Raw genomic sequence first — 26,109 nt, forward strand, 5'->3', positions numbered from 1 at the left:
GCCGAAATTGAATTGAATTCATCTCTATAGGTGTTAGAGGTGGCATCCATTTCCTCATTAACGAGTCCGACCAGTTTATAGAGGTTGCTAGTGGTTAAAATATTTTCTTTGATTTTCCGGATCACTTGCCCCTCAAATTTGCCGCTGTTGAGATATCCGCCCAGGCAAGAACCTGTGCCCTTCTTGATAATGGTGCCGCAGGCGTAATAGGTAAACCTGCCGCTTTTTGCATCCGCTCCTACCAGAGCTTTGCCACAATGGCCGCAACGAACCAGCCCGCTGAGTAAAAACTTGCTGATAACTCGTTTGGGATGCATCCGGGTAGGGGCTCTTTCCCACAACAAGCGCTGAACCTTGACGAACGTGTCCTTAGAGACAATCGGAGGAAATGCCCCTTCTACGCGAATCGGTTCGAATCCGCGTTTGTTTTGTCGGCCCCAGACCATGATACCGAGATAGACTTCGTTGGCAAGAACGGCACGTACGCTTGTCTTGCCCCAGGTTTTACCCGCGGGCGAGGAGATCAATTTGGCATTCAATTCTTTGGCTATTTCAGTAAGTCCTTGGCCGTGAACTACTTTGTCAAAGAGGGATGCGACCGTTTTGCCATCGTAAGGGTCAATTTCAAGCCTTGTGCGCTCCTTTATGCCGTCTTTTACCTTAATTTTCCGATACCCATATGGGGCTTTATGAGAAAGGTAAAAACCACGTGAGGCACTTTCTTTTAGACCTCGGGTTACCTCTTCTCCAAGGTTGTCGGAGTAGAACTCATCGAGGCTTTCAATAATGGCTTCCAACAGCCGGCCGGTCGGGGTGTCGTCAAAGGGCTCGTTGATCGAGACAACCTGAATTCCGTTTTTTCTGAGTAGAGCCTTGTACATGATCGAATCTTCACGACTGCGGGCGAACCGGGAATATTTCCAGACCAGTATCAAGTCAAATAGTTTCGGCGTTCGACGTGCGAGAGACACCATTTCGCGGAAAGCAGGCCTGGCGGTCGTTCGGCCGGTTTCGGCTTCATCGATGAATTCTTTGATAAGCTGGAAACTGTTCCTAGTTGCGTACTCTTTGAGGGCTCTAAGCTGGGCTGAGATCGACAGGTCGACATCCTGTTTATCAGACGAAACCCTTGCATAGATTACGGCTCTTTTTCCAGGATTTTCCATTGCCTTCCTCCTAAAGATGGCGATGGAATGATTCCACCACCGTCGGACATATACTTTTAATTTGAGGTTCGAGAAGGTATTCATCACGAGCCAGGAACACAACAAGAATCACTTTTTCGATTCCAGTCACATCACCTGTCACGGGAACCGCAAAAGCCGTGAGTTCCTCACCGTCGAAATCTGGATCGTCAGTTAATGTGATACGTCGTACCAGGTGTGCTTTTTGGGATCTCACGGTCATGTCGACGAGTGAGCCCGTGAGAGCCCGTCTGCCTTTTTTGGGAAACAATCCGTTAGCGCCGTAGATATTTGGCTCGGCATCTTCGTTACAGCTTATGGTCCAGTAGGTGACCGCCCAGTCAATGGCATCGGCATCGTCCGGCTCAAACAGGGCGCCGTAAAAAAAGACCTTGCCATGGAGGACTTCGCCCATTCGAAGAAGCACCTGAGAATAACTCTTAGAGTAGGTTTGGGCAAGACCTACCACGTCGAATCCCGTTTTATATGCATTAGCCCGGAATTCTTCCTCTGGCAATAGAACCGCCGTAGCGAAACGGTTGGCAGCAAGGTGTCGAGTCCTCGTCTTTAGCGGTTCATAACTGCGATCAGCCTGGGAGAAGAGGGTTTCCATCATCTCTCGCATTTCGTGTAGGATCGTATTCTGGATGCCGCTAACCGTGTCATCTTTCCGGTAGTAAACATAGAGGTGTCCGTTGCAGATTTCATGATAGCCCCGGACGTTCCGAGGCATTTTATCCAGACCGGTTAGGTCGAGCCCGCAACATGAAGCAACTGCCCTGAGAGCTTTCAGGTTCGAAGGCAGGCCTTTCAAGTAAACCCGTCTGAATTCCTCCGCTTTTTCCTCCTCGGATGACGCACCTGGACTACCGTACTTCCTTGCCAAATATCCGCAGAAGGCTCGCAGATCATTGAGGCTTTTCACGCGCTGCGCCCTGGCAGCAGCTTCTTTCCGGTGGCTTTCTCATACATCTCAACGATAAACCGTTTGACCTCCGTGTTCAGTTCGCCGGCCATGCGAGTGCCGGATTGGTAACGGGGATCGTTCATGACGTATTTGAAAGCCATTTCCACTTCCTGTTCGTCGCTAAGGATCGATTCAGAGCTTTCTTCAAGATGACCTGCCGCTCTTAGCAGATCACCAACCGAAACTTGGTAAATCGGGGCGAGGCGTTTCATGAACTCAGGTCCTGGGGGATTGCGCCGGCCATGTTCGATCTGAGTCAGATACGAGTAAGAGATTCCGGTGTTCTGTGAGACCTCTCGCAGTGACAAACGTTGCTTCTGTCGCAGCTGTCTAATGTACGCAGCAAAGTCTGGCATAGTGCCCTCCTTGTGTTAATACAATAGCACACATTGGTAATGATTGCAACAAGTATTTGACAACTATTTGTCATATTAACCTCAACAAAAGTGACATTCTGACCTTGACTAGCCGAGGCTGATGTTATACTATTGTGTGCATTAAATCATTCAGGAGTGTCACATGTTCAGAGTAGTTTTGAACAGGGACAACCTCGAAAAGGCAATGCTGCGTCGCAACCTTTCATGCAAGTTGTTAGCCGGCAAAATCGGGCTTTCGCCGAGCTACCTTTCTCGAATCATCACCGGCAAGCAGAATCCAACTGCCTCCGTCCGTCAGACGTTGCTTGATTACTTCAAGACCTATTCATTCGATGACCTATTCACCATCCAGGAAAACGGTGTTGGCGAGCGAAACTGACGAACAGGTCATGGACGGTGGATTGCGGATACTAGCTCGCATGATTGCTCGTTTGTATCTAATGGATATTGCCAAGGCTAAAGGAAATGCGATAGAGGAGGAAGCACATGCCGATCAAGGGAGTAACCGGGGTCATCAGGCTGCCCAGGCTGGGCAAGATCAGGTTAGGGCTGAGGAAGGAATCTAGCGAGGGGTTTCCCTACCCGGTGCCGACAGACTACTTTGTCTGCCCGGACGAGGTCAGGAAAATCTTCGGAGAAAAGCCCACTGAGCTTGATGTCATGCTGCCGACCGAAGACCCGAATCAGTGGGCAGGCCAATACCTGCGGTGCTATTCGGCTTACCGCGGCCTCATCTGCCGCGGCGACGGCGAGACCGCCTTGGCCAGAGTGAATGTAAAGACCGGGCGAATCGCCACCCACGAAGATGCGGAGACCGAGCTCAGAGAGATAACCTGCAGCCCGAAGACCTGCACTCACTATGAGATCGGCCGCTGCAAGCGGGTGATGAATTTACAGTTCCTCATCCCCGACTGCCCGGGCCTCGGTGTCTACCAGCTCGATACCGGCTCGTTTCACTCCATCGTCGCCATCAATTCAAGCCTCGAGCTTGTCAAAGCCGTCTGCGGCCGGCTGTCGATGATCCCGCTGTCGCTGAGGCTCATCGAGAAGGAAGTGGAGGTCGACGGCAAGAAAAAGAGCGTCCGGGTCCTGTCCCTGACCGCTTCATACACGCTGGCTGAAATCCAGAAATTCGCCCAGATGCCGCCGGGTCAGGTGCTGGTCCTGCCGCCGCCTGACAGCGAGGCGCCCGACGACCTTTTCCCGGAGGAAGTAATCAACAAGGGGACTGTCAGGCTAGAGGACGGCGTCACCGAGCGTGATTTAATCAAGCTCTGGGACCGGGCTAAAAGCAAGGTCTGGCAGCTCGATATAAGGGAACATCAGATTAAGCAGTGGTTCGAGAAGTACTGCCACATCAATGTCGAAATGGACGATTTCAACTGGCCGCTGCCGCCGGCGAAATTCACCGCCGAAGGCCTTAACCGTTTCCTCAAGGCCGTTGACCGCGACGCCGCCTGCTAGTCGAACATGGTCATGAAAGACATGAGCGGTGAAAATACCGTTACAGGAGGCGTGTTCTCCGAGGCCGTGCCGGAGCTTCTGGAAAGTCACCTGACGCATCTCCTGAAAGAAACCGGCCTCGATCTCGACGTCATCCGTGAGCGGAAATACCGGAGCGTTGTGTGCAAAGCCGAGCTTGCCAGGCTCGGCTTTGCCCCGTCGCAACAGCGGGTGCCCGGACTCCTCATCCCTCTTTGGGGCGTCGATGCTCAGGCGGCCGGTTACCAACTCCGGCCTGATAATCCCCGCACCAACAACCAGGGAAAAGCGGTCAAGTACGAGCTTCCGGCCGGTTCGTCAAACCACCTCGACTGCCCACCCCGTTGCCACAAAGACCTCGGAAATCCGAAAGTCCCTCTCTGGATAACCGAGGGATCGAAGAAGGCTGACGCCTTGGCCGGCCGCGGCGCCTGCGCCATATCCGTTACCGGCGTCTGGGGTTTCAAGGGCAAGAACGAATTCGGCGGCGTCACCTTCCTAGCCGATTGGGATTATATCGCCCTCAAAGACCGGGCAGTCTTTCTCGCTTTCGACTCCGACATCGTCACCAAGGAGCCGGTGAAGAAAGCGCTGTCTCATGTTGCTGAGCATATGCGGCGCAAAGGGGCGAAAGTGCAGATTGTCCAGTTGCCCCAGCTGGAAGGCCAGAGCAAAACGGGCATCGACGACTACCTGCTGCAACATTCCCTTGCCGAAGCCGAAAAGCTAGTCGGCGAGTTTAAGTTGGAAGAGGAAGACCGGGAACGCTATGTCTCCGGTTTCATCCTCCGTGACGGCACGGTGGGCGAGATGGTAGTCGATGAAGACGACCGCTATTTCATGGTTTCGGACGGCGGGACAATCAAAAAAGTCTGGCAGTACGACACCTCGAAGGTGACTTATCTGCCGACCTCCGACCCGCTGGTCGGCCACGTGGTGCATTTTGCTCCCGGCGCGACGCCATATGACTCGCAGGCAATCCTCTTCAAAGACGTAAAGAACTTCATTCACCGTTATATGGAACTGCCGGCCGACTTCGAGGAGATCGCTTCTCTCTATGTCCTCTTAAGCTGGGTCTACGAGTTTGCTCCGTCGATTCCCTATCTCCGGGTGATTGGCGATTGGGGCACCGGCAAGACGCGCTTTTTGCAGGTCGTAGGCAGCGTCTGCTTCCGGCCGATGTTTGCCTCGGGAGCGACCACGCCGTCGCCAATCTTCCGCATCCTGGAACAATTCCGGGGAACGCTGGTGCTTGATGAAGCCGACTTTAAAGATTCTTCCGCCTGGACGGAGATGGTGAAGCTTCTCAATAACGGCTACCGGCCAGGAATGCCGGTCCTAAGAGCCGATAAAGAAAACGGGAAATGGTTTCCGCGGGGCTACCAGGTATTCGGCCCGAAACTTCTGTCGACCAGGTTTCCTTTCAGCGACGAAGCACTGGAGAGCCGCTGCCTCACCTCCGAGATGATGCCTCTCACCCGCGACGACATCCCCCGGGTGCTGCCGGCATCGTTCGACAAGGAAGTCGGGACCCTGCGCTCGAAGCTTTTGACCTTTCGCCTTCAAAACCTTTGCCGCCTTAAGGGCAAGACCTTCGGCAACGAACTCCTAGAACCGAACCTGCAACCGCGCCTCCAGGAGATACTCATCCCCATGAAAGCCATGCTTAATGGCGACCATGCCATGGCTGAGGCGCTAGGCAGTTTCGTCCATCGGCTGCAGGAGTCGCTTTACACACGGCGCCGGGAGAGCGATGCCGGACGGGTGCTTGCCGCCATGATCGAACTGCACCGGGAAAACCAGGAGCTGTCTCTCAAAAACATCGCAATAAACGCCAGCGCCATTGATGAAGAGGGGGCTCCGTTCAACCCGGAAAAGGCTGGGTGGCTGACCCGAAGACTGGGCTTTCAAAAAGAGAAGGGAAGCACCACCCGGCGAAGGGTCGTCTGTTGGGATCAGGCAAGGGTCGAAAGCCTGGTTAAGCAGTACGGCCTCAAGCTCGAAACGCCCGTATCGGTCGTAAAACCTTTCACTCCTTTCGAACCTTTCGAAACAGCTTCGGATTCTCCGAAAGGTTCTCCAGGCCAGGAAAAACCTTTCGCGGAAAAAGCCGGAAATATTGCGGATTTAGCTTCAAACGGGGCGAAAGGTTTGGAAACCGCGGAAAAACCTTTCGAGAAACCTTTCAATCGTGAGCCTGAACGTGAGGCGAAAGGTTTGAAAGGTTCGAAAGGTTCTGTAGGGAATACGGCGCCTCATCATCAGCCGGAGGAAACGACATGAAGAAGAAACGGACGCTTTATGAATGCGCCCATGCCAGAGTGCATGGCAAGAGGATTTTCTGCCGCAGGGGATTTCCTCTGTCCGACAAGGCCGGAAACGGCGGCATCGACATTATCCGGCTGGCCCGCGGTGAGCCGCTGGCGCTCGACATCTGTCAGGCTTGCCTCGATTTCAACCGCCTGGGACCACCCGTCCCCGACGAGGAACGAGGGTGGCTTATAAAGAAAGAGGCCAAGAAATGATCGACTTCCTGGGCAGACTATATGAAAGTCTCTGGCGGAAAGTGGGCGGCAGACCTTGGACGGAGATCATCCGGGACGACCAGAAGAAATCGCCGCTCATCTATATGCTTGTCTTCCTAGGGCTGGGAATACTTCTTGCCAGGATCGGCGGTAATTACTGGTGGCAGATCCTCGTTGGTTTCTTAATCGGTGTCTTGTGCGGACATTTCTGGTGGTAAACATGGAAGAGCGCTTCAACAAGATCAAGCGGCTGCAGCGAGAGTTGGCATACGAGCTTCAGTCCTTCATGGCCGATTGCTTTACCAATGCCGCCGATCCGGCCGCCATCATCGATTTCGCTCAGCGGCTTGGCATGGATATATCGGCAGCCCAAAGAACAGTGCCGTCAACTCAGCCGACTTTTGACCCCTACCGCATCCTCGGCTGCGACCGGTCCATGCTTCAGGAGCAGGTGAGGCGGCGTTATCTCGATCTCCTGCGGAAACTTCATCCCGACACCGCCGGCATTAAGGGCACCGAGTACTTGACCCAGCTCGTCACCGAGGCGTTCAGGAAAATCTCAAGCGACAGGAGGTGGTGAAATGAAGGACAACAACGTTCTTGAACTTCTCACGGAGATCGCCCGGTTCGAGGCCACGGTAGACATGGACAAGGACTACCGCATCGGCTGGGGCTGGCGGCACGTCCGGATCTGGCCGGCGACGCTGTCCAAACTGTTTAAGGAAGGCTATCTCGAAAACGTCTTCCGCTCCAACTCCCACACCGGCTACCGGTTGAGCGAACTGGGCAAAAGCCTTCTTGCGGCTGAAAACACGCCGCCCCGGACGCACCAGGAGCCAAAACTGGCAACACCCAACTCTCTTTTCGATGACATCATAGGGCATGACGGCGTAAAAGAACTTCTCAGGGCGTCATTACTTGCCGAAAAGCCAGTGCATGTGCTCCTTACCGGGCCGCCGGCGCTGGCCAAGACGCTATTCCTCTGGGACATCGAAAGGGCGGGCGGTGAAAAAGCCATCTGGCTGGTGGGTTCGGCGACATCGAAAGCGGGACTGTGGGACCTAGTGGCCGAGCGCGAGCCGTCGATACTCCTTATTGACGAGATCGACAAGATGAACGCCGCCGACACCGCGGCGCTGCTTACCATGATGGAGGGCGGCCGCCTGGTGCGTACAAAAAGAGGCCGAGAGCTCAACCTCAGCAACCCCCTCCGCGTGATCGCCGCTTCCAACCGCTGCGAAAAGTTGTCGCCGGAGCTTCGGTCGCGGTTCGCCATCCGGCAGCTCTTCCCATATGGCCGGACGGAGTATCTCACGGTCGTAAAGGGCGTTTTAGTGCGATGCGAAGGTCTCAGTCCCGAGCTTGCCGAAGAGATCGCCCGCCGTCTGGACGGCCTCACTCAGAACGTCCGCGATGCCATCAGGGTGGCGCGCCTGGCGCCGCAACTCGGAGTAGAAAAGGCCATCAAATTATTGATCGGAGGAAACGAAAGTGAAAAGTGAATCGGAGATCAGACAAAAGCTGGAACGCTACAAATGGTTCCGCGCCGGTGGGGAAGTCGGCCGAAATATCGAAAGCGCCGCCACTAGCATACTAGCCTCGACTGTCGAGATCGAGAATATCAAAAAGGAGTTATCGACCGGAGACCCGGGATGGACGGCGCGGTGGTTTGGTATGTTTTCCCTGTATGCCCTGACCGTAGTCGAAGCCAGGATAGGCATGCTTGAATGGATTCTGGGAGAGGCACCGTACGATGAGGAGGGGGTGACCCCCGGGGAGAAGGAGTCGGGGACATGAGGCCAATTTCGGGTATTCACAGGCGGGTATCTACAGCGGGTATTCACACTGTAGTCACGGCCTGTACGTTCCACAAGAAGGTTCATTGACCTTTTATCCGGAATGGCACCGGTTACAGGAGGCAGGAAGTGTACACATGCAAGATCTGCAACAGGCAATTCAAGTCGATTAAGGCGCTCGGCGGTCATACATCAGGCGCCCACCCAGTAAACAAGGATGAACCACCCATAAACGAAAACCAGGCCCCTGAACAGGTGGAAGGGAAGGCGGATGAGGAGAGCATCGCATCCGAGATCAGGGAATACCTGGGCAAGGGCTACACCTTCGAGCAACTCACGAATGACCTTCACTTCAAAGAAAGAACGGTGAGGCAGGAACTGGTCAAGATGATCCCGGCGGCCGACGACCAGGCCAGCAACCTGCCATCGACATACAAGCAAAGCGAAGTCATCTCTCCAGAGGCGGTCCTCCGTCGTTACATGGGGGACAGCTATGAAGAACAGTGTGAACTCCGCGGCATGATGAAACTCCGGTCGTCGATGCTTCTAGTGATGGAGCTGGCTCAAATCCAAAAGACTCAAGCCGAAGCTGAGGCCAAACGCTTTGAGCCGCTTTTAAGGATGCTAACTGCCTCTCGCGAGGAGCTCGATGCCGCAGCCGCCAGGGCCCGGGGCGCCAGTTCGGAAATGGCCAGAGAAGCGGCCCAGGAGGCGGTTGGCGGTGTCTTGGGCTATATCGAAGAGAAGCTACCCAAAGGACCACCGCCGAAGACGGTTGACGAGGCCTATGCCAAGCGAGTCGATAAAGTGATGGACATGATGTGGGGCATGATGGAGCAACAGATGTTTCCTGGCCGGAGCGGCGGTGGCGTTCCGGAAGGCTGGGAGACAGAACAAAAGAAAGGAGGCATGTAATGTTTAATCCGGGTATGGCCGGCATCAACCGGCAGCAAATGGAGCAGGCCCAAGAGATCGGGCGGCATATGGGCATGGAGATCACCAAGCGCCGGAAGGAAGGCCGGCTCGAGGTCAGGTTTTACCTGTTGGATCCAAACGAGAAACTCGACCTTGGTGAGCCGGTGGACAAACTCTGCGAGCAGTTGGCCTGGGGCTTTTCAACTATGTTCGGTATTAAGGGCAAGATCATCAATGTGGAATAACTACTTTACCTTGCTCACTATCGCCGCGCTCCTGAGGGCAGATTACGAGATCAGCAACCCGCCGGAGGAGACGAATCCTCCGGCGGGTTCTCGATCTCTAAGTAAAGACGTCCTTGTAGCTAGACGGAGAGAGTGGGCGGAGAAGGCCGTGAAGCGTTACGCCGAAACCCAGGAAAAGAAGTGGCGGAAGTGGGAGGAAGCGATGTTCGAAGCGAAATGAATATCCGAGGCCAGAGTTCTAGTGGATTGCCAATGAGTATCAAGGGGAGTATATTTACGTTGCGTTTTCAAAGCAAAAACAAGGCGGATAATGGTTATGGCTATCAAAGAAATTTTTCCCCATCCAACAGTGACCCAGGTGATTTTTCAGATAAGGTTCCCCAACCTTCTTTTTTTAGAGGGGAAGATGGGAGACTTCCAGCTGAAAATCATGAAGCAGTTCCCCGAATCCAATGTTGTGTTTCGCCGTCAATTTGCTTGGATTGATGTGGGTCCCAAAGTACAACTTGGAGAAATAAGAGATACCCAAGAAAAGGAGGGCGGAGCCGGTCAAAAGATATGGCAGTTTGTTTCTCCCTTAGGACTTCAGCTTAACGTACTCACCAACTCCCTCGATATTGTATCGACTCAACATAAAACTTATGATTTGGATGGTGAAGTGAAATTTAGAGAAATCATTAAGAACGTGGTCGATAACTTATTAGAGGTGGTTTCAATTCCAATCTTCCAACGCATAGGCCTGAGATACATCGACAACTGTCCCGTGCTAAAGAAAACAAACGCTTCGTTCCGACGGTACTACAATTCCACGTTTCCGCTGAGCCGTTTTGATATTTCTACAGTGACAGAAATGGATTTCAAGGTTTTGACAAAACGAAATAATTACGGTTTGAGATACGTAGAATCTCTTCAAAAGTCCAATGATAAAGATGTTCTTGTTCTCGATTTTGATGCTTTCGCAAACAATATTGCACCAAATGAATACCTAAAAGTAACCGATGATTTACATCGATTCATTTCTGACGAGTACGATCAAACAATAAAGGAACCTGTCAGGGCTTTTATGCGAAAACGGGGGGCTGGTTCAAGTGAACCGGGATAATAAAGAATACGAGTATCAACAATTTGTTGAGGATGCAACTGGTTCCAAAGGTGAATCACGTAAATGGCGGATAGTATCCTATCCATTCGGGCGTTATTTGGTCAAGCTTAAACTCGGCAGAGCCAATGAATTCCTTGAAATAGTCGAAATATCGCTCAATAAAGACCTTCTGAGCGAAGAACAAAAAATTGCTCTTAAGGGATACCATGATGTCGGAAGCTATTATACCGAAGAGTGATACATCCTATTTCTATCAAGAAGAAATGGATAATGCTCTGAGATTCGGTGATGTCGTTAAAGGATTTACGTTGACTAATGCCGAAATTCTCAAGCCATGGGACTCAATTTGCACTGACTATCAAGTCAATGTAAAGATGCCCCCCTTTTCCGTGATTCTTACGCCATGTTGTTCGATTGGAGCCGGTACTCTTCTGCTTACACCATTACTTCGAGTTGATGTGGCATTATTTGCCAACCCTTTTTTGGCCGAAGACCTTACGAGAATTAATAGGATTATGCCGCCAGATAAGGCAGTCCCACCCGACAAATGGGAAAAAATTGACGCAGGGGAAAAAGCTCGTCGCGAGCTTGAAGGAACAACGTTTGCTTTCGTCGAACTCTTTATTTACGATAAGCATGCATCACTCCCATCTTATGATATTAACAAAAGATCCAAGAATTCGGAGGACTCGATATCAATCAATCACTACATGATAGATTTCAGAAATATATTTAAAATCAATTGTAAAAGCATTAATTCCCCGACAGCTGCCCCGCTTGAATCCAAGTACCTACAGCTTTCACCCGAAGGTCGGAGCGAATTGCGGATAAAGCTCGCTCGGTTCTTCTCTCGAATTCCAGCCGAAGATGCCGTCGCACTGAGAACATGAATTACTATTGATTGTTGAGTTCTCTCATAAAGTGTCTTCGTCAGTTGCACAACATAGGTATAGAGACCTGAGACGTAAAGCTAAAATACCCTCACCCTATTGACAGTCCGAATACAGCCTGTATAATCTGATTTCGTAAGCCTCGTGAGCTTGCCGGAAAAACCCGGCTCACGAGGCTCGTTGTTTTTCACGGCAGCTCACAAGCTCACATAAGGGGTTAGCACTCCGGACCGGCAAGGTTCAGGCTGACCCCTTTGCCTTTCCGCCCGGAGTGCACCCCAAGAAGCGTCCCGGCCGCGAACGGACCGAGACTAAAGAGGAGGTGCCCGAATGGGAAAGTACGCCAGCTGGAACGACCTGGAAAAGAACGTCCCCGTCGCCTACCAAGAGAAAGCCACCCCCGAAGCCTTCCGCACCGGCATGAACGGCATCGCGCCGTCCGGCCTGAAGGTGAAAGAGGGGCGGGTCAATCATTATCGCGACGGCGTCGACGGCAAGGGTCCGGTCATGGTGAACGGCTACAAGCGCGCCATGTTCGAGTAGCGCCTGCTCTGCCTGATGCCTTCTCTCAGCTTTTAATCCATCTTCCCTTACCGCTGTCGCGGCGGCGGTGGGGGAAGATCCATAAGAGAGACGACACCAGGCAACCGCCGGAAATTCAAACGAAAGTAACGAGGAGGCAGCAATGTTCACTCCACAGCAAATCAGCGGACCGGTAGCGCCGGGGCAGTATAACCCGATGCAGGTAAGCGGCCCGGGCTCTTACTACCCGACTCAGACCACCGATCCCTTTTCAGGGATGTTTTCCGCCATGATGCCCATGATCATGATGGTGATGATGATGGCTATCATCATGCCTATGATGAAGGGCGTCACGTCCAAGGACTGAACCAAAACGAAAGCTATTTTAGGAGGTACCTAAGCCATGTACACAACTCAGCAGTTCGCCGGGATGCAGGCCCGGCCCCAGCAATACCAGTATGGCACTGTCGGCGGCTACTATCCCCAGCAGACCACCGACATGACCAGCATGTTCTCGGCCATGATGCCCATGATCATGATGGTGATGATGATGGCCATCATGATGCCGATGATGAAAGGCATCACCGGTAAATCCTAGGCGAGGCAAATCCAATACAGGAGGTAAATTCTTGAACAAGAAGATTGTTCCGCAGCAATATCCGGGCTATCCCGGGGCGCGGCCTCCCAAGGGCTGGGTGCCTCCCCTGGGTCAGTCGTTGGCGCTGCTCGGCGTGTACGACAACGAGTCTGGCAACTGGATGGGTTTGCCGCTCCAGGTCTTCCGGGAAGCCCTGCTTAACGCCGAGGCCATCCATACCGAGGACCGCATCGACGAGCGCGACAAGGTCGAGATAACCGTGCCTGATGCTTCGGCCCAGGATACGGTGAAAACCGTCGAGCTCGAGGTGCCGGCCGGCGAGGTCTGGTTTTTAAACCGCCTCAACCTGGTCACTGAGGCTGAGGTTTCGGGCAACGTCCGTGTCTCGAAGTTCCCCAAGTCCGACACCATCGACAAGAAGTATCTGGGCACCGACCAGGCGGCCGGGGCTAATACCAACTACGACCTGGCCGCGGCCGGACAGCTCGGCGCCGATCTCCGGCTCACCCCCGGCGATAAGCTGACGGTGGTCGCCACGGTGACCGCCGCCGGCGGTACTACGGCCGCCCGTAAGGTGACCCTTAATCCGTACGGCCGCAAGGCCAGGCGGCTAGTTTAAGCGTAGGGAGGCTTCCCATGCCCTATGCGATGGTGCCGCCGGGCTACCGGGCTATCCCCCTGGGACAAACCGGTAGCATTGAAGGACTGGGCGCCTTCGCCCCGCTCGAAGAGAGCTCAGACGAAGGCGCTCTTTTCTTAGCCCGGCTCGACTTTGAGGAATTTCCTTCGGCCGAGATGCTGGCGCAGTTGGAGACGGCTTTTACCAACTCCGGGGTCGAGCACTGGCCCGGCTACAGTTACGTCGTTCACGCCGATCCGAGTAAGCCAGCCGTCTATCTCGCTTGGCAGAAGGGATTCGCCTGGCTGCCGATCATTGCCGGCATCATCGGCTTCATCGCCCTGCCGCCTCTTGTCGGCACCGTCATCTGGTGGTTGATCCCGGAAGATGTGAAAAACCTCATCAGTAGCCTCATCAACATGGGCATGATGCTGCTTGTGATGTACATCCTGATGCAGGTCATGAAGCCGCTGGCCGCGCCTAAAAAGCCCAAGAAACTACCCGAGGCTAAAACATGAATGGCTACCCCGCAGAATACAACAACTACCAGCCGATGTTCTGGCAGTCGGCGTTTTCGGCCATCATCGGTGTCGCCATGATGATCGCCCTGGGCGCCTGGGCTCTGTCCACGGTGAAAAAAGCCTTGAAAGGCGAAGACGTGGAGTTCCCGTTATGAGCCAGGCTTCATCGGTCATGGGTAACGCCCTCGGCGATGTCTTCTGGGATCTGCCGCCATGGCTTTACTACACCCCAGGCTATGATCTGGGTCTTTCCGTTTATGTGGCCAATCCCACTGACGTGGAGCAGGAATACGCCCTGATGGCCCGGCTGTCACGAGAAAACACCCAGATCAGTGAAGAAGCTCTGCCGGTCTTCGGTTACACCTGGTTTAAGGTCGAGCCGGGGGACGTCGCCCAACTCAAAGGCGCTTTGCGTTTTCCTGAGACCAACGCGGTACTGGCGCTGCTTTTACACGAGAAAGAAAGCGGCGAGGTCATCGACTCCGTGGCCACTATACTGGTGGCGCCGGGAAGCTCGGTGCTGCCACCGGCTTGGCCCGGGGCGCCGGGAAACACCGGTTCTTCGGGCTTCGACTGGGCCTCGCTCCTGGGATTCATGTTGCCGGTTTTGATGCTGGGCATCGTGGCCTCAGCAATGAAACCTAAAACAGACGAGGGCAAGCGGCTTGCAGCGGCAAAGGAACCCGTAAAACAGTTGCCGCTCGGGAGGGGAAGCTGATGCCCGGCGAGTTTTACGTCGAGGGAAACAAGGCGAAGCTGAGCCTGAAAGCTATCGAGACGGCCATCGCCAGCCTAGAGGCCAGGCTTGAGGCGATTAGGAGCCAGACCGATAAGCTGGCTGGTGAGATCCCTTACGTCGGATTCACTATAGCCGACTGGCAGACCGCCGAGAGCAACCTGATTGTCGTCGGAGCGCCGAGCGCGAGGCATAAGCTCCACGACCTCTCGCTTGGCATCCAAAACCTTGCCGGGGCTCAGATCACTATCAGGCTGTACAAGGAGATAAACGGCGCCGAGCGGAAAGTTTACGAGCAGTCTTTCGACGCTGCCGCCGATGGGCCGGGCTTGCCGGTGGTCAACGGCACCTGGGCAATCCACGGACCGCTCAGGGTCACCGTCCAGAGTAGCGACCCGGCCGATAACGGCCGATCAGTCGATTATGACTTCATGCTGGAGGCGATGTAGGTGAGCCTTTTCTTAAGGTCAAAATCAGGAGCGACCAGGCTCTCCGAGATCGAGATCGACGCCGACAAGGACTGGCAGGGGCGGCTTATCCGCAACCTGGGCGGAATCGACTCTTCGATGCAGCCGGGCGACATCATCTACCGCGGTCAGAACATCTTCGAGAGGCTGCCCCTGCAGTATGGCAACGGCTACAACGTCCTTAAGGCCCTGAATCAGGGCGGCGGCAGGCCGGGCTGGCTCGACATCCAGGAGCTCATAGTCTACATGACCGGCGCCGTCAACCGGGTAGCGGCCCTGCCGCTTCTTGAGATGCCGAGGCCGCTCCTGGGCATCGCAACAGCCGAGGACCATTCAGGCGGCGCTTATGCAGCCGTGGCGGCCCGTTCTATTCAGACACCGGATATTTCCATCATGACCGGCGTCGGGCTCGACGTGAGTGCTGATGAATTGCTGTCGTTCGAATTACCGGTCCCGGTAATCGGAGCGGCCGCGCAAATTGTTTAGGAAGGAGACTCAAGTGACAAACGAGATCTACATCGAAGACCCGAAACTGGAGAGCATGTACCGGCGCTTCGAGAAGTTGGGTACCCGGCTCAAGATGCCGGTCTTCAGGGCTTACCTCGGGATGGAAGTCCGGGACGGGGAGGGAAATATCGTTCATGCCCACCGGCAGAGAAGCCATTCCTGGAACCGGAACGCCTACAACTTCTTGTTCTCCCAGATGGCTGCCTACGGCCTTACCGGGACCAATGTATTTGAAGCCGGCGCCATATCCCTCAAATGGACTAACAGCAACATCTACCCCAACGGCTCCAACTGGGGTTTGAACCAGGTCGCCGGCTGGAATGAGGGCGTCAACGTAAATGCACGGTCAACTGACAGCGGACTGCTTGCAACAGCAGGCGCAACGGATAAAGGCATCATCGTCGGCACCAATAACTTTCCTGAATCGTTCGATGGCTACGTATTGGGAGCCGCAATCGCCAACGGCTCCGGTGCCGGCCAGATGGATTACGCCCAGTCAGACCTCCACTCAATGAGCTATGACGCACCCACCAAGACTCTGACCGATACTCTCATCAGGTTCATCAACAACAACTCCGGCGCTTCGATCGGTGTCAACGAGGTCGGACTGTATGGCAGGGTCAAATTCAGCTCGGCTGGAACCGGCTCGATCATGTTTTCCCGCGACGTCCTGGCATCCACGGTTGATGTGCCTAGCACCGGCCAGCTCAAGGTGACCTATACCATCCAGCTCGCCTATCCGGCGTAAGGAGGAGAAATGCGCTACGCCCTGATTTCCAAGGGTTTATCACTCGACCGTCTCGAGGCTGAGGCGAAGAAGGCTGGCGCCGGGAACATCAGAAAAGCCGAGGTCATCGGCCAGGTCTTCTGCGAACTCGACCAGGCTCAAGCCGACAGATTGGCCGCTGTCTCCGGCATGGCTCTCAGGCCGCTCAGAGAATATGGTACCAGCCAGATGGCCGCCCAGGCGCCGGCAGTCGAGAGCATCTCGGATGTCTTCTACCTGCTCAGGAGCTATTTTACCCCGCCGATAACTGGCACCGGCCTCACCGTAGCCGTGCTGGACAGCGGGGTGAGAAAGACCCACCGGGCGCTCCAGGGCAAAGTGGTTTATGAGGCTAACTTCACCGAGTCCCCGACGTCTGGCGACGTTTTCGGCCACGGCACTCAGGTGGCCTTCACCGTTGCCGGTGGCTACCACGCGCTGGGCGAAAACTCCGGCGTCTCGCCCGGTGCCGCCATCATGAACATCAAAGTCATCGGCGACGAAGGCATCGCCTCGGATGAGGCCATCGTGCTAGGCATCGACCGGGTCTGCGACCTGGCTGAGCAGGCGAGAACCTCGGGATTTTTTCCGACCGACGACCTCTACCCCAACGTCATCAACCTCTCCCTCGGCGGCGAGGACGACGGCGATCCCGACAACCCGGTGCGGGTCGCCTGCCGGAAGGCAAGTCAAGAATATGGCTTGGACATCATCGCCTCCGCGGGCAACACCGGTCCGAAAATGACCACGGTGATGCTGCCGGCTTGCGAGCCGGAAGTCATCGCCGTGGGGGCGGTTGAGACATTTGGCGAACTCCTTGTCTGGGAGAGATCCTCGCGGGGACCTACTGTCCAGGGCGAAACCAAGCCGGATTTCGTCATCTGGGGCACTAATCTCGAGATGGCCTCGGACAAGAACGACGAAGACTTTCTGGTGAAATCGGGAACGAGCTTTGCGGCGCCGATGCTGGCTGGCCTAACTGGCCTCCTCTGGGAAAGCGGCCGTAGGGCTTACGGTGAGGCCTGGCAATACCGCTGGACCCAGGCGCGAGAGGTAGCCCCTTACTTTTCAACCAAGCCGCAGGACGTCCCACTCTCTAAAGACAACGCCTACGGATATGGGCTGCCGGCCATGGGCGCCATGCTGGGCCAGGTGATGCAGAGCGCCTCGCCCGTTGCTCAAACCACGGAGATGGTTCAAATGATGTCGGCCATGATGATGATGGCAGGGGTAATGGGAGCGATGTAAATGAACAAGGGCATGATTGCGGCAATTGTCATTGAGCTCGTTGGCATCGGCGCCACTGGAGTCGGCATCGGCATCGAGCTGGTAAGTAGTGTTGATTTCGGGCTTGTGGTGACCACCAGCGGCATCTGCCTTATCGCCATGGGCGGCGTTATCTGGGGTAAGTTCATCTGCATTAACCGAAAAAAGGATTAAAGGCCGTGGATAGACTATATATCGCCCTTGCCGCCTTATTCGGGGGAATTGTCGCCGCCGCGCTCGGCTGGCTGGAAAGCGGAGAGGCATTCGACCTGCGCAAATTTGGCGGATCCATCGTCCGGTCTGCGCTTGCCGGAGTGGTAATCAGTCTTGGCTCTAGTCTTGCTGGTCCAGTCGATATCGCTGTCCTTTTCTACGCCTTCCTGGGCGGCGCCGGGGTCGACGTTATTGGCAACCGCCTGGCAGGGAATTTCGGCAATGGCAGCTTCCCCATATCATCGAGCCCCGAAGAGGACATCGAGGACAGTTAAATGGCGCAGTACGCCGACATCATCGCCATCGATGCGCCGTCCGAGGCCGCCTCGGGAGGCCGGGTGGATTTTACCATTCGGGTGAAAAACACCTACTCGGCGCCGATCGGCATGAAGGTCGAAGCGACGCTTGAATACGGTGTTCCGCCCTGGCCGAGTGCCATTATCCCGGTGGACTGGGCTAACGTCGATTCCCAAGCCACCTGGCCGTTTTCCGGCTACTTCTACATGCCAGGCCAGAAGGTGACGATTCATGCCAAAAGCTTCTGGTACGGCGCCGACGGCCAGTGGTATGCCGATGACGAGATGATCAAGACGGTTGATCTCACCTCGGCCGGACCGCCCAGTATTTCGGACTTTCGCATCGCCGATTTCGTTAAAGTATAGGAGGTTACGATGGCTCTCAAGAAACTCGAAATGGAACTTAAACCCTTTACCGCCCTTGGAGAAGGCGCCGTCGCCCTTGCCGAAGACCCGGTCATGCCGGGGTGGTACGTCGACCCGGCCACTGGCCAGCGCGTCTTCTACGATCCGGTTGCCGGAAAATTCTTCACCGCGGCCGGCGGCGTCTATATCCCCCTCGGCTACATGAACCCGGCGCCGAAGCAGGTGGCGGTGGCCCCGGGCGACCGGCTGATGGTCTCCATTTCGTTCAAGTACACAGGCCCGGCGGTCTCCGGCGTCACTGGCTACTACTGTATCGGAACGAACGGAATGTTCGGTTTCGATGAAAAGCTGGTGCAACTGACGACCTTCAGCCTCCCGCAGGTGACTTCCCCGCCGTCTTATCCCAACGTCACCAATTCATTTACGTTCACCATCCCGTCGAACGTCGACACCAACTGGGACGACATCTACGTGAAGATTTTCGGCGGCACGCCTTCCATCGGCGGCCAGGCGACTACCAACTACATCTTCGGCTACGAGAACGCACTCCTCGTAGCTGGAATCCAGCCGACCATCACCGAATTCAAGATCTCGGACTTCGCCAAGGTCTAGGAGAAACCAGTGGTACTCGATATCGCCTTTGCGCCGATGGAGCTAGCGCCGACCAACTTCAATGCCGGGGACGCCGTACGGGTGACAGTGTCCTTCAAGTACGTTGTCGGCGTGAATAAGACGGTGAAATTACTGGCTGGTCCTTACTCGACCAACCTTTTCGGCAAGCACCTGGTTAACGCTTGCGTCGGGCAGGCGGAGATAACTCTACCGGCCAGCTCGACGAAGGCCGAAGGTACCGGCGTGGTCGATTTCTTACTGGTGCCCAAGTCAAGCGGCGGCATCGAAGACGGCACTTACGGCCTCAGGGTTTGGATCGAGGACACTGATGCCGTGGCGGAACAGGACAACGTCATCATCGTCACCGGCAATTCTTCAAGCGGCGATATGCTTTCCGGAATGATGCCGATGCTCATGATGCTTCTAATGATGGGAATGATCATGCCGATGACCCAGCAAATGGGCGAGGAGTAGGGATAGTGGGCAAGGCGTACCTGGAGATCGAAGAGGTAGCGAAGCTGGAAAGCGCGGCCGAATACCTTCGAGACCGGCTACTCATCCGGCTGCTCTTCCACCTCGGCTGCCGGGTGTCCGAGGCGCTGGCGCTCCGGGTCAAGGACATCGACTTCCGCCGCGGCTCGGTGACCATCGAACACCTGAAGTCGCGTATCAAGCTATCTTGTCCAGGCTGCGGCGCCAGGCTGGGCAAAGGGCACAAGTTTTGCCCGGTGTGCGGGGACAAGGTGGAGAAGGCTGTCGCCCAGGAGAAGGAGCATCATCGCTATCGGACCCTGCCGGTCGATGAAGTGACATTGGGCATGCTCAAAGAGTACATCGGCCGCGGCGGCGCCGTCGAGAGACACAGTGAAAAATGTCTTTTCGACCTCAGGCGCAACCGCGCCTGGCAGATCGTGAAGGACTGCGCCGAGCGCGCCGGTATCCCGCGCCTGGTGAACGCCGAAAGCGGCAAGACCCACAACGTCAGCCCGCATCGGCTGCGTGATGCCTTCGCCGTCCATGCAGTGAAGGCCGACGATTCCGGCGACGGGCTAAGGCTGCTACAAGAGCACCTGGGTCATCGGAGCATTGTCACTACCATGAAATACCGCAAGGTGTCGGGTGAGGAACAGAAAGAATGGTATCAGAAGCTCTGGAGTTAGCGTGTGGAAGAAGAATTCGAAGATGAAATGCTGTCTTTTATGATGAAGGCGATCATCGTGTCGGGCTGCGTCTTCGCTATTTGGCCGTCTCTAGTGAAATCCTTTTCAGCGTCCCGGGCGGAAACGCCGTTATCCGGCAGGCTCTACCTTGACCCTGTTACCGGGAATTACTGGGTTTATGTACCAGAGGAGGAAAATTCATGACCTGGAAGAAAATCGTGCTTGAGGGAGAGGTCGCCGTCCTCTCCGACACCGTGCCGGTGGATGCTGATTTCGCCGCCGCCTCAGCCGGCGTGGCGGACAGCGCATCGAGACAAGACCATAAGCATGACGTGCCGGAGGCCCTCCTGGGCGACCTGGCGGCCGTTGACGGCCAGGCAGCGGCCATAGGCGCGGCCAACAAGTTCGTGCGCGCCGACCACCGGCATCCCCTGGGGCCTCTCCTGGCAAACCTCAACTGCAACCAGAAACAGCTCATCGGACCGGTGGTGCACGTGGCTGCGGCCGCCCCGAATAGCGGCACTGAAGTCGAGGGCCAGATCTACTATAACTCCACAGCCGGTGATAAGCACCCATATATCTGGGTGCCATAAGGGGGATAGATGAAAACCAAGGACCTGATGGAACAGTTCGAAAAGACCTACCGCGACGAAAAACTGAAAGAAGCGGAAACCCTCCACAATGCGGTAGCCGAGTTGCTCTCTGAGCACAAGGCGGAGATCCAGACGGTGTTGTACGTTCTTGAGATGATCCGATTTGAACTGCTTGAGGAAAGGTACCGGAGCATTTTTGCCGCCGAGCCGAAACCGGGGGAAATCCGCTTCGGGACGCCGCAGTGAGCTGGAAGAAAATGCTCCTTGACGGCGATTCAGGCGGCGGTGCGGTCCTTGAGGGAACGGTCGATGTCAACCCGCCGAGCATTGCCAAAGCCTCGACTCTCAACATCGATGTCGGTGTAGCCGGGATAACGCCCGGGCACACAGTCTTTGCCCAGTGCCAGTCTGACCTGGAAACAGGGTTAAGCTGCATCGCCGTCTACTCTCCGGCTAACGGCATTCTCAGGCTCAGGATCAGCAATTGGTCGTCCTCAGCCATCGACGGGGCGCAGAGGACCTGGGCTTACCAGGCTTATTCATGACTATGGCGTGGAAAATGGCCAGGCTGAAACCTGAAGCCTTGGAAGAGCCGATGCTTCTTACCGGAGGCTGCAACCGGTGTTATCAGTGCTGCATCTGCTGGATATACGAGCTTCCCGACGGCAGCGCGGCTGAGGCGCCAAGAAAAGGCTGGTGCCCGCACCTGGACCTGGAAAAGAGAGCCTGCCGGATTTGGGGAGACCGTCCCGAGGGCTGCTGGCGTTTTCCGACACTCAGGGACTTTGAGCTCGGCTGCGTACCTGAAAGTTGCGGCTTCAGATTAATAAAAGGAGGAAATCATGGGACGTTACGCCAACCATGAAGAGTTCGGGGTGAACGCCCCGATCAATTACCGCGAGGACACGACTAGCGAGGTTTTTCTCGAGGGCATGTCGGCGATCGCGCCGCCTGGTATGAGGCCTAAGAGGAGCCGCGGCGAGAAGTTCGAGGAGAAGACCGACTTCAAGGCATCGGCCAGGTGGCACCGTAATTTCGACCTGGCCATGTTTGGCGGATCGGACATCGGCACCAACGATTTCGAGAACCGGCAAATGGGTCTCGAAAGCAAACGTAATGGCATCAAGCGGATTCCCGGGAGGCGCTAATGACTGGCCAGGTGACAATAACAATTAGAGACAAGGAACTGGTCGCTGCCGTGGCGGCCACCCCTTGGGAGCTGACGCAAGGCCTGGGCGGCTTGCCCGGGCTCGTGGCGGGAACCGGAATGCTTTTCGACCTCGGATCCCCTCGGTTCATCGAAGTGACCACCGTCCCGATGCTTTTCCCCTTGGATATCGCTTTTTTTTCAGGCGACTTCAGGGTCACCGAGGTCTATAGGAATGTCTCGCCTGGCTATCTGGTTACTTCGACATCTCAAGCTCGATATTTTATTGAGGTTAACGCTGGAGAACTGGACGGGATTGAAGTTGGTCACGAGGTCTCGGTCAGCTGGTTGCCTCTTGAAGAACTTCCGCCGGTCACGCCGGATTTGACGAGCACCATCGGGTTGTTTGGTGGATCACTGGCGACAGGAGCATTCCTGATTGCGCTGTCCCACCACTTTGCTGACTCGCTTTTCGATTTTCCCGCTCCTGAGTCACTCGCAGTAGCGGCAAATTCGGCGGCCAAATGCGAGATCGTCACTCCCCGAAGTTACGACCTGATGAGCTGGGTCGGCGCGCCGGTACCGAATTACAGCTTCTCAATTGAACCGGAAGCTAAAGAGCGCCGCATCGATGAGGTTCTTAAAAAACTCAAAGAAGGCGTTGATGGCATCCAGAACAGCAGCCATTTTAGGAACTTCCTGCTCACCATGTCGAAGTTCCATGATTACTCCATCGGCAACCTCATCCTAATTGCAGCACAGAATCCTGATGCTATCCGCGTAGCCGGCTTCAATACTTGGAAAGATCTCGGCCGCTGGGTGTTGAAAGGTGCGAAGGGTATCGCCATCTTGGCGCCATGCATGCCGCCGAAATCAGCCCTGAACCCTGAGACGGCTGATCAAGAGGAAGAGAAGAAACAAGACGAGGACAAAGAGAAGCGCGAACTGCTGCGGCCAATCTATTTCAAGGTGGTCTATGTCTTCGACGTCAGCCAGACCGAAGGCAAGCCGCTGCCCGAGTTTGAAGTGCCGGTGCTCACCGGCGAAGCCAACGAGGGGCTTTTCGATGACATCGTTCATCTTGTAAGAGTTCAGGGTGTGATTGTCGGTTTCAACTCCCGTCCGTACCAGGATCCTGCCATCAAAGGCTTCTTTTCCGGCAAAGAAATCTGGGTCCGGCCTGAGGAATCGCGGGCACAGCAGCTGAAGACGCTGATCCACGAAGTAGCTCATTACTACTCCGAAGGCGTCTTCCATATTCCGAGGCGCGACGCGGAAACCATCGCCGAGAGCGTTGCCTTCGCGGTTGGCGCCCACTTTGGTTTCGACACCGGAACCAGGTCATTCCCCTACGTCGCCCTTTGGGCGCAGGATAAGAAGATCCTTGAGCGAAATCTGGCCTCGATTCGCCAGGTGACTACCAGAATCATCGAAGGCCTCGAATCGCTGGTGAAACAGCCGGTAGGAGCGGCTTAGAGCAATACTATGGAAATGGACCTGAAACCGAGCAGGGGTGGCTTTCTCCGGCCGTTCGGCTGCGGCTGGTTTATCCGGGAGTATCTCTTGGGAAACGGGCCGGAGGGTTCGCCGAGGATCGATCCGGAACACGGCGCCCCTCAGGCCGACCTCAATTACGAGTATAAAGAAGCGCTGGCCAGGGCGACCGCCAGGGAGCGCGCTGAGCGGATCATCAGTAAGCAGGTGGTCAGGGGTGTCGATATTACCGAAGAATACGCCAAAGAGATCTACCAAAAGCAGCTACGGAAGGTTTCAAGGAAGTTTACCCATATGAGGTATCACTCGTTCCTGATGTATTTCGGGGTGTTGAAGCGGTTGGGGTGGGTGGAGGCGACTGAACTGTCTGAGACTTCTTCATTTCAAGAGAATTACCCGGATGCTCCCCCGCGACTATATTATCGCCTGACGACCAAAGGGAGAGATGCCGGCGACCTGATGTGGACAAATCCTCTTTTTACCCTATACCCGGATATTGGCCCAAATCATATCAAGAAATCATATTAGTTTGGAGTCCTGCATCAGCTTTCAATCAGGAATCGGGAGGAATGCCGGTCAGAGTAAACAAAGGTCCGGTCAATCGCCTCTCCAATTCGATTATTTTGTCGGATAACCTGTGATCCGCCTCGTTTTTCGTCCATTCTTCCTTAAGATTATCCAATGTTTCGATCTCATCGGTAGAGAGCTCTCTGACAGAGTGATAATCAGAAAGCGTAAACCTCCCACTCGAGAATAAATCTAAATATGAGATAAGATTCCGCAGGAATTTGAAAGCAACCATTGCACTGGTATCAGTCATCATCCCTGATCGAGTTACCATAAATTCGTGCTGTTCGTCAAGGAATCCCTGTAAAGCCTGAGGAGCAACATAAGGCATATTTGGGTCGCTCTTGATGACATTGAAACGAACATTAAATGCGACCTGTCCTCCATCGATCCTTATTGGTTCTACTGACATACGGTTATAAATAATAGTTTTGAGCGTCTTCTTCAGTTTATTTAAATAAGGCTCTGCGTCATCTTGCCTTTTGTTTGCGATGTAGTTGAAAGCTACTTTCAGATGTAATTCGATGATGGTTTTCCATTGTTCGGCAATATCATTCACGTCCACCTTCTCTTCATGCAATAGCATTGCTACTTTGTCAATATATTCGGCATTTGCTAGGGGAATGAGGCATTCTAACCACCTTGCTGGGTAGCCTCTTCTCTCACTGCTTCTGCAAGTTGAGAAACTACTTAATCCGGCCCTGAGAGGGTTGAGATAGTCGTTTTTCAAATATTGTAGTGCGTCCTCAAATTTATAAGGGAGGCAAACGACCCTTCCTTCAAGTGAAGAAGGTATCTTAGATTGCGGATCGAAATATCTAAGCTTGTTTTGATAGATAAGTCCTGCTTGAGGATCAACAAGCATGACAACGAGTTCCGGGTTCCCTCTGGCAGCATCAAATAAGATTTTCAACAGATGATCGTCTCTAAATGAATAACCTATCACAATTAGCACCCCGCATTTGTGCAGGATGGTTCTAAAACGAGTTACAAGTTCTAATAAAGGCTCCTCGTAGCCTGTTTTTTGCATTGGGTATAACATGAGGCTCTCAGCGCGTTCACCAGTTATCAACTTAACGCTTGATTCATCCGTCATAATCGGGAGTTTCATATACCCCGCCTGATCGCTTCTGAACCAGATCACGGAACCATGCATCTTGAATAGCAAAATATCAGCATCAGCTCGTTCGAAAACCGCTGGATTCCAATTGATATCAAAACCATCCTGGTATTGAAGCCGATACATGGTACAGAATTGTTCGACACATGTATCGTAATTCAACGAGAATATTTTAAGCGGTCGATTTTCTTCTACGAAACCGAGTAAAGGTTCAAGGTAGCGAATCATGGTTTGATCATGGATAATCGCTTTGTTCTTGATGAAATCTTTGAGGTCCTTAACGATCGGATATTTATCAGAATAACCTTCAAGAACGAACTCGGCGTTTTGGAAAAAACGTAGTAATGGCTCTTGATCTTTTGTGTCTAATTTTGTAAGAGTATCTAACAGTAGTTCAACGTCAATGTCTTTCCCGTGCCAGGATTTCAATATCTCTATAATCTTCTTAACTGTACTTCCAAGCTCGTTCAACCGCGTCGCATTCTCAAATTCCTTGACAAATCGGAACGTATCAGGTACTCCTGCGCATACTGATGCCCCGGCACCAAACAGGAAAACTGTTTCAGGCACTACCCCTTTATTTTCCATCTGATGAATGCCCCCTATTATTTGTTGATGACTTGAATGTCTTTGATCCGGCCGAAATCCTCTTCGAGCAAACAGAACCCGAAAACAGAGCACGAACGAAAAGCACGGTCTACTGACAGAATGTAAGTCAAGGTCTAGCCTTTCAAGAAAGCCCGTGAGCCACGGAACAGCCTGAGATTCGTTTTAGGGCATATTATACCACTCACGATAGGCCCGGTTATTGCTTTACAGGTAAGACGTTTTTTTTAAGGCTTAAGGCTGAGACCAGACAGGGTGTAAAACATGCTAGTTCTTCGGAGTGTTCAAAATGACTTTTTGTTTGACAATGAAGCTGGAAAAACACGCAAACGAACCTTAACAACTGAACACGAAAAGCCTTGACCTGAACGCTTGCCCGAAAGGGGGAAAGCGTGAGTTCAAGTGTAACAGCGTTAGGGGAACACAGCCGGCCTGGGGGTTTCTGTAGCC

General features: G+C 54.2%; 42 protein-coding genes and 1 pseudogene. 39 read left to right on the forward strand and 4 right to left on the reverse strand.

Going from position 1 to position 26,109, the window contains the following annotated elements:
- Positions 1-119 precede the first annotated feature (119 nt).
- The 3 genes and pseudogenes from Dform_RS01280 to Dform_RS01290 all read right to left on the reverse strand — a co-directional run.
- Positions 120-1,250, reverse strand: a pseudogene (locus tag Dform_RS01280) (recombinase family protein); the annotation flags it as partial.
- Positions 1,177-2,109, reverse strand: a complete 933-nt coding sequence (locus tag Dform_RS01285; RefSeq protein ID WP_076003413.1) for an ImmA/IrrE family metallo-endopeptidase — start codon at positions 2,107-2,109, stop codon at positions 1,177-1,179. The gene Dform_RS01285 and the pseudogene Dform_RS01280, both read right to left, overlap by 74 nt.
- Positions 2,106-2,507, reverse strand: a complete 402-nt coding sequence (locus Dform_RS01290) for a helix-turn-helix domain-containing protein (protein ID WP_076003414.1) — start codon at positions 2,505-2,507, stop codon at positions 2,106-2,108. Before Dform_RS01290 ends, Dform_RS01285 begins: the two co-directional genes overlap by 4 nt.
- 163 nt (positions 2,508-2,670) lie before the next feature.
- Here Dform_RS01290 and Dform_RS01295 point away from each other — a divergent pair, with 163 nt between their 5' ends.
- The 39 genes from Dform_RS01295 (at position 2,671) to Dform_RS01480 (ending at position 23,894) form a co-directional block, all read left to right on the forward strand.
- Positions 2,671-2,907 carry a helix-turn-helix domain-containing protein gene (locus Dform_RS01295; protein WP_076003415.1) on the forward strand — a complete coding sequence of 79 codons (237 nt, stop codon included), beginning with the start codon at positions 2,671-2,673 and terminating at the stop codon, positions 2,905-2,907.
- A gap of 107 nt (positions 2,908-3,014) precedes the next feature.
- Positions 3,015-3,992, forward strand: coding sequence for a recombination directionality factor (locus tag Dform_RS01300; protein ID WP_076003416.1), 978 nt, complete (start codon positions 3,015-3,017; stop codon positions 3,990-3,992).
- Between the two features lie 12 nt (positions 3,993-4,004).
- Entirely contained in the window at positions 4,005-6,293 is a 2,289-nt protein-coding gene (locus tag Dform_RS01305) for a DUF3854 domain-containing protein (protein WP_225973705.1), read from the forward strand.
- The gene (locus Dform_RS01310) at positions 6,290-6,535 is read left to right on the forward strand and encodes a hypothetical protein (RefSeq protein WP_076003417.1); all 246 of its coding nucleotides are present in this window, start codon (positions 6,290-6,292) and stop codon (positions 6,533-6,535) included. Before Dform_RS01305 ends, Dform_RS01310 begins: the two co-directional genes overlap by 4 nt.
- Positions 6,532-6,753 carry a hypothetical protein gene (locus tag Dform_RS01315; protein ID WP_076003418.1) on the forward strand — a complete coding sequence of 74 codons (222 nt, stop codon included), beginning with the start codon at positions 6,532-6,534 and terminating at the stop codon, positions 6,751-6,753. Before Dform_RS01310 ends, Dform_RS01315 begins: the two co-directional genes overlap by 4 nt.
- Before the next feature lie 2 nt (positions 6,754-6,755).
- Positions 6,756-7,115, forward strand: a complete 360-nt coding sequence (locus Dform_RS01320; protein ID WP_076003419.1) for a J domain-containing protein — start codon at positions 6,756-6,758, stop codon at positions 7,113-7,115.
- A gap of 1 nt (position 7,116) precedes the next feature.
- Positions 7,117-8,037: an AAA family ATPase gene (locus Dform_RS01325; protein ID WP_076003420.1), complete on the forward strand. Its 921-nt coding sequence runs from the start codon at positions 7,117-7,119 to the stop codon at positions 8,035-8,037.
- Positions 8,027-8,332: a hypothetical protein gene (locus Dform_RS01330; RefSeq protein WP_076003421.1), complete on the forward strand. Its 306-nt coding sequence runs from the start codon at positions 8,027-8,029 to the stop codon at positions 8,330-8,332. The genes Dform_RS01325 and Dform_RS01330 overlap by 11 nt, the downstream gene beginning before the upstream one ends.
- 128 nt (positions 8,333-8,460) lie before the next feature.
- Positions 8,461-9,246 carry a C2H2-type zinc finger protein gene (locus Dform_RS01335; protein WP_076003422.1) on the forward strand — a complete coding sequence of 262 codons (786 nt, stop codon included), beginning with the start codon at positions 8,461-8,463 and terminating at the stop codon, positions 9,244-9,246.
- Positions 9,246-9,491: a hypothetical protein gene (locus tag Dform_RS01340; RefSeq protein ID WP_076003423.1), complete on the forward strand. Its 246-nt coding sequence runs from the start codon at positions 9,246-9,248 to the stop codon at positions 9,489-9,491. The genes Dform_RS01335 and Dform_RS01340 overlap by 1 nt, the downstream gene beginning before the upstream one ends.
- Positions 9,481-9,711 carry a hypothetical protein gene (locus Dform_RS01345; protein ID WP_076003424.1) on the forward strand — a complete coding sequence of 77 codons (231 nt, stop codon included), beginning with the start codon at positions 9,481-9,483 and terminating at the stop codon, positions 9,709-9,711. Before Dform_RS01340 ends, Dform_RS01345 begins: the two co-directional genes overlap by 11 nt.
- A gap of 96 nt (positions 9,712-9,807) precedes the next feature.
- Complete coding sequence (locus Dform_RS01350) at positions 9,808-10,593, forward strand: TIGR04255 family protein (protein ID WP_158513446.1); 786 nt, start codon at positions 9,808-9,810, stop codon at positions 10,591-10,593.
- Positions 10,580-10,831, forward strand: coding sequence for a hypothetical protein (locus Dform_RS01355; protein WP_076003426.1), 252 nt, complete (start codon positions 10,580-10,582; stop codon positions 10,829-10,831). The genes Dform_RS01350 and Dform_RS01355 overlap by 14 nt, the downstream gene beginning before the upstream one ends.
- A complete protein-coding gene (locus Dform_RS01360) occupies positions 10,803-11,483 on the forward strand; it encodes a hypothetical protein (RefSeq protein ID WP_076003427.1) in 681 nt (226 codons plus the stop codon). Before Dform_RS01355 ends, Dform_RS01360 begins: the two co-directional genes overlap by 29 nt.
- Positions 11,484-11,813: 330 nt before the next feature.
- Positions 11,814-12,026 (forward strand): hypothetical protein, encoded by a 213-nt coding sequence (locus tag Dform_RS01365; protein WP_076003428.1) that lies wholly within the window; start codon positions 11,814-11,816, stop codon positions 12,024-12,026.
- Positions 12,027-12,168: 142 nt separating this feature from the next.
- Entirely contained in the window at positions 12,169-12,372 is a 204-nt protein-coding gene (locus Dform_RS01370; RefSeq protein WP_076003429.1) for a cell division protein FtsH, read from the forward strand.
- Positions 12,373-12,408: 36 nt separating this feature from the next.
- Positions 12,409-12,603: a cell division protein FtsH gene (locus Dform_RS01375; protein ID WP_076003430.1), complete on the forward strand. Its 195-nt coding sequence runs from the start codon at positions 12,409-12,411 to the stop codon at positions 12,601-12,603.
- Positions 12,604-12,634: 31 nt separating this feature from the next.
- Positions 12,635-13,222: a hypothetical protein gene (locus tag Dform_RS01380; protein WP_076003431.1), complete on the forward strand. Its 588-nt coding sequence runs from the start codon at positions 12,635-12,637 to the stop codon at positions 13,220-13,222.
- A 17-nt stretch (positions 13,223-13,239) separates the two neighbouring features.
- Positions 13,240-13,740: a hypothetical protein gene (locus Dform_RS01385; RefSeq protein WP_076003432.1), complete on the forward strand. Its 501-nt coding sequence runs from the start codon at positions 13,240-13,242 to the stop codon at positions 13,738-13,740.
- Positions 13,737-13,898: a cytosine permease gene (locus Dform_RS01390; protein WP_076003433.1), complete on the forward strand. Its 162-nt coding sequence runs from the start codon at positions 13,737-13,739 to the stop codon at positions 13,896-13,898. The genes Dform_RS01385 and Dform_RS01390 overlap by 4 nt, the downstream gene beginning before the upstream one ends.
- Complete coding sequence (locus Dform_RS01395; RefSeq protein WP_076003434.1) at positions 13,895-14,461, forward strand: hypothetical protein; 567 nt, start codon at positions 13,895-13,897, stop codon at positions 14,459-14,461. The genes Dform_RS01390 and Dform_RS01395 overlap by 4 nt, the downstream gene beginning before the upstream one ends.
- Entirely contained in the window at positions 14,461-14,928 is a 468-nt protein-coding gene (locus tag Dform_RS01400) for a hypothetical protein (RefSeq protein WP_076003435.1), read from the forward strand. The genes Dform_RS01395 and Dform_RS01400 overlap by 1 nt, the downstream gene beginning before the upstream one ends.
- Positions 14,929-15,432, forward strand: a complete 504-nt coding sequence (locus Dform_RS01405; protein WP_076003436.1) for a hypothetical protein — start codon at positions 14,929-14,931, stop codon at positions 15,430-15,432.
- 13 nt (positions 15,433-15,445) lie between these two features.
- Positions 15,446-16,201, forward strand: coding sequence for a hypothetical protein (locus Dform_RS01410; RefSeq protein ID WP_225973706.1), 756 nt, complete (start codon positions 15,446-15,448; stop codon positions 16,199-16,201).
- Positions 16,202-16,210: 9 nt separating this feature from the next.
- On the forward strand, positions 16,211-17,467 hold the full coding sequence (locus Dform_RS01415; protein WP_076003437.1) for a S8 family serine peptidase: 1,257 nt from the start codon (positions 16,211-16,213) through the stop codon (positions 17,465-17,467).
- A complete protein-coding gene (locus Dform_RS01420; RefSeq protein ID WP_076003438.1) occupies positions 17,468-17,659 on the forward strand; it encodes a hypothetical protein in 192 nt (63 codons plus the stop codon).
- A gap of 5 nt (positions 17,660-17,664) precedes the next feature.
- On the forward strand, positions 17,665-17,973 hold the full coding sequence (locus Dform_RS01425) for a hypothetical protein (RefSeq protein ID WP_076003439.1): 309 nt from the start codon (positions 17,665-17,667) through the stop codon (positions 17,971-17,973).
- Positions 17,974-18,360: a hypothetical protein gene (locus Dform_RS01430; RefSeq protein WP_076003440.1), complete on the forward strand. Its 387-nt coding sequence runs from the start codon at positions 17,974-17,976 to the stop codon at positions 18,358-18,360. It begins immediately after the preceding gene.
- Between the two features lie 9 nt (positions 18,361-18,369).
- The gene (locus Dform_RS01435) at positions 18,370-18,972 is read left to right on the forward strand and encodes a hypothetical protein (protein WP_076003441.1); all 603 of its coding nucleotides are present in this window, start codon (positions 18,370-18,372) and stop codon (positions 18,970-18,972) included.
- A 9-nt stretch (positions 18,973-18,981) separates the two neighbouring features.
- Positions 18,982-19,446 (forward strand): hypothetical protein, encoded by a 465-nt coding sequence (locus tag Dform_RS01440; protein ID WP_076003442.1) that lies wholly within the window; start codon positions 18,982-18,984, stop codon positions 19,444-19,446.
- Positions 19,447-19,451: 5 nt separating this feature from the next.
- A complete protein-coding gene (locus tag Dform_RS01445; protein ID WP_076003443.1) occupies positions 19,452-20,132 on the forward strand; it encodes a tyrosine-type recombinase/integrase in 681 nt (226 codons plus the stop codon).
- A 3-nt stretch (positions 20,133-20,135) separates the two neighbouring features.
- Positions 20,136-20,336 carry a hypothetical protein gene (locus tag Dform_RS01450; protein WP_076003444.1) on the forward strand — a complete coding sequence of 67 codons (201 nt, stop codon included), beginning with the start codon at positions 20,136-20,138 and terminating at the stop codon, positions 20,334-20,336.
- Positions 20,333-20,725 (forward strand): hypothetical protein, encoded by a 393-nt coding sequence (locus Dform_RS01455; RefSeq protein WP_076003445.1) that lies wholly within the window; start codon positions 20,333-20,335, stop codon positions 20,723-20,725. The genes Dform_RS01450 and Dform_RS01455 overlap by 4 nt, the downstream gene beginning before the upstream one ends.
- Positions 20,726-20,734: 9 nt before the next feature.
- Positions 20,735-20,971, forward strand: a complete 237-nt coding sequence (locus tag Dform_RS01460; RefSeq protein ID WP_076003446.1) for a hypothetical protein — start codon at positions 20,735-20,737, stop codon at positions 20,969-20,971.
- Positions 20,968-21,270 (forward strand): hypothetical protein, encoded by a 303-nt coding sequence (locus Dform_RS01465; protein ID WP_145925488.1) that lies wholly within the window; start codon positions 20,968-20,970, stop codon positions 21,268-21,270. The genes Dform_RS01460 and Dform_RS01465 overlap by 4 nt, the downstream gene beginning before the upstream one ends.
- A complete protein-coding gene (locus tag Dform_RS11140; protein ID WP_145925489.1) occupies positions 21,267-21,590 on the forward strand; it encodes a YkgJ family cysteine cluster protein in 324 nt (107 codons plus the stop codon). Before Dform_RS01465 ends, Dform_RS11140 begins: the two co-directional genes overlap by 4 nt.
- The gene (locus tag Dform_RS01470; protein ID WP_076003448.1) at positions 21,568-21,873 is read left to right on the forward strand and encodes a hypothetical protein; all 306 of its coding nucleotides are present in this window, start codon (positions 21,568-21,570) and stop codon (positions 21,871-21,873) included. Before Dform_RS11140 ends, Dform_RS01470 begins: the two co-directional genes overlap by 23 nt.
- Complete coding sequence (locus Dform_RS01475; RefSeq protein ID WP_076003449.1) at positions 21,873-23,348, forward strand: ArdC-like ssDNA-binding domain-containing protein; 1,476 nt, start codon at positions 21,873-21,875, stop codon at positions 23,346-23,348. The genes Dform_RS01470 and Dform_RS01475 overlap by 1 nt, the downstream gene beginning before the upstream one ends.
- 9 nt (positions 23,349-23,357) lie before the next feature.
- Positions 23,358-23,894, forward strand: coding sequence for a hypothetical protein (locus Dform_RS01480; protein ID WP_076003450.1), 537 nt, complete (start codon positions 23,358-23,360; stop codon positions 23,892-23,894).
- Between the two features lie 25 nt (positions 23,895-23,919).
- Here Dform_RS01480 and Dform_RS01485 read toward each other — a convergent pair whose 3' ends face one another.
- Positions 23,920-25,641 (reverse strand): SIR2 family protein, encoded by a 1,722-nt coding sequence (locus Dform_RS01485; protein ID WP_076003451.1) that lies wholly within the window; start codon positions 25,639-25,641, stop codon positions 23,920-23,922.
- Positions 25,642-26,109 lie beyond the last annotated feature (468 nt).

The organism is Dehalogenimonas formicexedens (genome assembly GCF_001953175.1).
Lineage (GTDB): Bacteria > Chloroflexota > Dehalococcoidia > Dehalococcoidales > Dehalococcoidaceae > Dehalogenimonas > Dehalogenimonas formicexedens.

Excerpts from the sequence above, each read along its gene's own strand:
- Dform_RS01400 (WP_076003435.1), top strand. The coding sequence starts at position 14,461 with ATGCCCGGCGAGTTTTACGTCGAGGGAAACAAGGCGAAGCTGAGCCTG.
- Dform_RS01395 (WP_076003434.1), top strand. The coding sequence starts at position 13,895 with ATGAGCCAGGCTTCATCGGTCATGGGTAACGCCCTCGGCGATGTCTTC.
- Dform_RS01455 (WP_076003445.1), top strand. The coding sequence starts at position 20,333 with ATGACCTGGAAGAAAATCGTGCTTGAGGGAGAGGTCGCCGTCCTCTCC.
- Dform_RS01370 (WP_076003429.1), top strand. The coding sequence starts at position 12,169 with ATGTTCACTCCACAGCAAATCAGCGGACCGGTAGCGCCGGGGCAGTAT.
- Dform_RS01315 (WP_076003418.1), top strand. The coding sequence starts at position 6,532 with ATGATCGACTTCCTGGGCAGACTATATGAAAGTCTCTGGCGGAAAGTG.
- Dform_RS01480 (WP_076003450.1), top strand. The coding sequence starts at position 23,358 with ATGGAAATGGACCTGAAACCGAGCAGGGGTGGCTTTCTCCGGCCGTTC.
- Dform_RS01345 (WP_076003424.1), top strand. The coding sequence starts at position 9,481 with ATGTGGAATAACTACTTTACCTTGCTCACTATCGCCGCGCTCCTGAGG.
- Dform_RS01485 (WP_076003451.1), bottom strand. The coding sequence starts at position 25,641 with ATGGAAAATAAAGGGGTAGTGCCTGAAACAGTTTTCCTGTTTGGTGCC.
- Dform_RS01300 (WP_076003416.1), top strand. The coding sequence starts at position 3,015 with ATGCCGATCAAGGGAGTAACCGGGGTCATCAGGCTGCCCAGGCTGGGC.
- Dform_RS01360 (WP_076003427.1), top strand. The coding sequence starts at position 10,803 with ATGTCGGAAGCTATTATACCGAAGAGTGATACATCCTATTTCTATCAA.
- Dform_RS01430 (WP_076003440.1), top strand. The coding sequence starts at position 17,974 with ATGGCGCAGTACGCCGACATCATCGCCATCGATGCGCCGTCCGAGGCC.
- Dform_RS01375 (WP_076003430.1), top strand. The coding sequence starts at position 12,409 with ATGTACACAACTCAGCAGTTCGCCGGGATGCAGGCCCGGCCCCAGCAA.
- Dform_RS11140 (WP_145925489.1), top strand. The coding sequence starts at position 21,267 with ATGACTATGGCGTGGAAAATGGCCAGGCTGAAACCTGAAGCCTTGGAA.
- Dform_RS01385 (WP_076003432.1), top strand. The coding sequence starts at position 13,240 with ATGCCCTATGCGATGGTGCCGCCGGGCTACCGGGCTATCCCCCTGGGA.
- Dform_RS01470 (WP_076003448.1), top strand. The coding sequence starts at position 21,568 with ATGGGACGTTACGCCAACCATGAAGAGTTCGGGGTGAACGCCCCGATC.
- Dform_RS01350 (WP_158513446.1), top strand. The coding sequence starts at position 9,808 with ATGGCTATCAAAGAAATTTTTCCCCATCCAACAGTGACCCAGGTGATT.
- Dform_RS01460 (WP_076003446.1), top strand. The coding sequence starts at position 20,735 with ATGAAAACCAAGGACCTGATGGAACAGTTCGAAAAGACCTACCGCGAC.
- Dform_RS01310 (WP_076003417.1), top strand. The coding sequence starts at position 6,290 with ATGAAGAAGAAACGGACGCTTTATGAATGCGCCCATGCCAGAGTGCAT.
- Dform_RS01390 (WP_076003433.1), top strand. The coding sequence starts at position 13,737 with ATGAATGGCTACCCCGCAGAATACAACAACTACCAGCCGATGTTCTGG.
- Dform_RS01435 (WP_076003441.1), top strand. The coding sequence starts at position 18,370 with ATGGCTCTCAAGAAACTCGAAATGGAACTTAAACCCTTTACCGCCCTT.
- Dform_RS01365 (WP_076003428.1), top strand. The coding sequence starts at position 11,814 with ATGGGAAAGTACGCCAGCTGGAACGACCTGGAAAAGAACGTCCCCGTC.
- Dform_RS01320 (WP_076003419.1), top strand. The coding sequence starts at position 6,756 with ATGGAAGAGCGCTTCAACAAGATCAAGCGGCTGCAGCGAGAGTTGGCA.
- Dform_RS01420 (WP_076003438.1), top strand. The coding sequence starts at position 17,468 with ATGAACAAGGGCATGATTGCGGCAATTGTCATTGAGCTCGTTGGCATC.
- Dform_RS01340 (WP_076003423.1), top strand. The coding sequence starts at position 9,246 with ATGTTTAATCCGGGTATGGCCGGCATCAACCGGCAGCAAATGGAGCAG.
- Dform_RS01475 (WP_076003449.1), top strand. The coding sequence starts at position 21,873 with ATGACTGGCCAGGTGACAATAACAATTAGAGACAAGGAACTGGTCGCT.
- Dform_RS01295 (WP_076003415.1), top strand. The coding sequence starts at position 2,671 with ATGTTCAGAGTAGTTTTGAACAGGGACAACCTCGAAAAGGCAATGCTG.
- Dform_RS01325 (WP_076003420.1), top strand. The coding sequence starts at position 7,117 with ATGAAGGACAACAACGTTCTTGAACTTCTCACGGAGATCGCCCGGTTC.
- Dform_RS01415 (WP_076003437.1), top strand. The coding sequence starts at position 16,211 with ATGCGCTACGCCCTGATTTCCAAGGGTTTATCACTCGACCGTCTCGAG.
- Dform_RS01305 (WP_225973705.1), top strand. The coding sequence starts at position 4,005 with ATGAAAGACATGAGCGGTGAAAATACCGTTACAGGAGGCGTGTTCTCC.
- Dform_RS01290 (WP_076003414.1), bottom strand. The coding sequence starts at position 2,507 with ATGCCAGACTTTGCTGCGTACATTAGACAGCTGCGACAGAAGCAACGT.